General features: G+C 66.8%; 3 protein-coding genes. All 3 read left to right on the forward strand.

The features are described 5' to 3' along the window. The first annotated feature begins 320 nt into the window (after nt 1–320). The gene (locus tag J0695_RS37590) at nt 321–506 is read left to right on the forward strand and encodes a hypothetical protein (protein WP_206969278.1); all 186 of its coding nucleotides are present in this window, start codon (nt 321–323) and stop codon (nt 504–506) included. A 130-nt stretch (nt 507–636) separates the two neighbouring features. Next, entirely contained in the window at nt 637–1413 is a 777-nt protein-coding gene (locus J0695_RS37595; protein ID WP_206969279.1) for a fumarylacetoacetate hydrolase family protein, read from the forward strand. Continuing rightward, the coding region (gene gltX, locus J0695_RS37600; protein ID WP_206969280.1) for a glutamate--tRNA ligase at nt 1406–2463 on the forward strand (1058 nt) is incomplete at its 3' end. The genes J0695_RS37595 and gltX, both read left to right, overlap by 8 nt.

The raw sequence follows: 2463 nt of genomic DNA on the forward strand, positions 1-2463 counted from the left end.
CGTGTCACAAGTCGTAGAAAGTGTTCTCGGAGAAATCGGACTTTTGCTTACGAGTCGCTTACGGGCCGGGGGTGTCCCAGTCGAGATGATCAGGAGCGGAATAGCGCCTTCACGCACGCAATGTCCGGTTCGTGGACCGGAGTTGACTGACCGTTATGTCGCAAATGCCAGTCGTTCAGTGAGCAAACTCACACCGAGATCGTTACCGCAACCAGACTTTGGCGGGGAATGGGATGTTTAGCCTGACGCTTTACAGGGATGGCGAATCAGACAACCGGTGCCCCGGCGGGGCACCCGTACCGACAGGGCCTGAGCAGCACATGAAGACCACGATGATCCTCCGCTCCACCGCCAACCCCCGGCGCACGACGCTGATGCACCTCGCGGACGCCGAGGGACTGCACCGCCCCGAGCAGCCGGAGCACTCCCTCGAGCTGCCCACCCAGACGGCCAATCCCCGCCGCACCATCCTGATGGAAGCCCCGGTCACGGCAGCCGCGATCTGACTTCCCTGGGGTCGACCCGTGAACCCCCGGCCGCCGAGAAGCGGGCCGCCCTTCACCCCGCCTCCGCGTTAGCCTGGAGCCGTCAGACTCCAGATGACCAGCAACAGTGAAGTGAGGGGCGACAGCACTCGTGCGCATCGCCAGGTTCTCCATCGACGGCAATGTCGCCTTCGGCGCGGTCGAGGGTGAGGCCCCCGACGGCCTCGTCCTCGACATCATCAAGGGCATCCCGTACGCGGACTTCGAGCTCTCCGGTACGAAGGTGCCCCTGAGCAAGGTCCGCCTCCTGCCCCCCGTGCTCCCCAACAAGGTCGTGGCCTTCGGCCGCAACTACGCGCAGCACGCGGCAGAGCTCGGCAACGAGGTCCCGGACGTGCCGTTCGCCTTCCTGAAGCCCACCACCTCGGTGATCGGCTCGGGCGACGCCATCGCCTACCCCTCCTTCTCCAACGAGCTGCACCACGAGGCCGAGCTGGCCGTGGTCATCGGCCGGATGTGCCGCGAGGTCCCGCGCGAGCGCGTCAAGGACGTCATCTTCGGCTACACCTGCGCCAATGACGTGACCGCCCGCGACGTCCAGAAGCGCGAGAAGCAGTGGGCCAGGGCCAAGGGCTTCGACACCTCCTGCCCGCTCGGCCCCTGGGTGGAGACGGACCTCGACCCGAGTGACCTCACGATCCAGGCGACGGTCAACGGCGAACAGCGCCAGCTGGGCCGCACCAGCGAGATGATCCACTCCATCGAGGACCTGATCGTCAACATCTCCGAGGCCATGACGCTGCTCCCGGGCGACGTCATCCTCACAGGGACCCCGGCCGGAGTCGGACCCCTGAACGTCGGCGACGAGGTCGCCGTCACCATCGAAGGCATCGGCACTCTCACCAACAAGGTGATCAAGCGTGGCTAACGCGAACAACGTCCGCGTCCGTTTCTGTCCCTCGCCGACCGGCAACCCGCACGTGGGTCTGGTCCGCACCGCCCTGTTCAACTGGGCGTTCGCCCGGCACAACGAAGGCACCCTGGTCTTCCGCATCGAGGACACCGACGCGGCCCGCGACTCCGAGGAGTCGTACGACCAGCTGCTCGACTCGCTGCGCTGGCTCGGCCTCAACTGGGACGAGGGCCCCGACGAGGTCGGCGGGCCCCACGCGCCCTATCGCCAGTCGCAGCGCATGGACATCTACCAGGATGTCGCCGAGAAGCTCCTGGCCGGCGGTTACGCCTACCACTGCTACTGCACCACCCCCGAGCTGGACGAGCGCCGCGACGCCGCCCGCAAGGCCGGGAAGTCCTCGGGCTACGACGGCCACTGCCGTGACCTGTCGGCCGAGCAGACCGAGGCGTACAAGGCCGAGGGCCGCACCTCGATCGTCCGCTTCCGGATGCCCGACGAGACGATCACCTTCACGGACCTGGTCCGCGGCGAGCTGACCTTCACCCCGGAGAACGTCCCGGACTACGGCATCGTCCGCGCCAACGGCGCCCCGCTCTACACGCTCGTCAACCCGGTTGACGACGCCCTGATGGAGATCACCCACGTCCTGCGCGGCGAGGACCTGCTCTCCTCCACCCCGCGTCAGGTGGCGCTCTACAAGGCCCTGATCGAGCTCGGCATCGCCCAGCAGATCCCCGCCTTCGGGCACCTCCCGTACGTCATGGGCGAGGGCAACAAGAAGCTCTCCAAGCGTGACCCGGAGGCTTCGCTCAACCTCTACCGCGAGCGCGGCTTCCTCCCCGAGGGCCTGCTCAACTACCTCTCCCTGCTCGGCTGGTCCTTCTCCAAGGACCAGGACGTCTTCACCATCGACCAGCTGGTGGAGAAGTTCGACATCGCGGACGTCAACGCGAACCCGGCCCGCTTCGACCTGAAGAAGGCCGAGGCGATCAACGCCGACCACATCCGCATGCTGGACGTGAAGGCCTTCGCCGAGGCCTGCGCGCCCTGGCTGCGGGCGCC

This window comes from Streptomyces beijiangensis (assembly GCF_017315755.1).
GTDB classification, from domain to species: Bacteria; Actinomycetota; Actinomycetes; order Streptomycetales; family Streptomycetaceae; genus Streptomyces; species Streptomyces beijiangensis.

Bases quoted from the DNA above. Each gene is read 5' to 3' on its own strand.
- J0695_RS37590 (WP_206969278.1), top strand. From the start codon at position 321: ATGAAGACCACGATGATCCTCCGCTCCACCGCCAACCCCCGGCGCACG.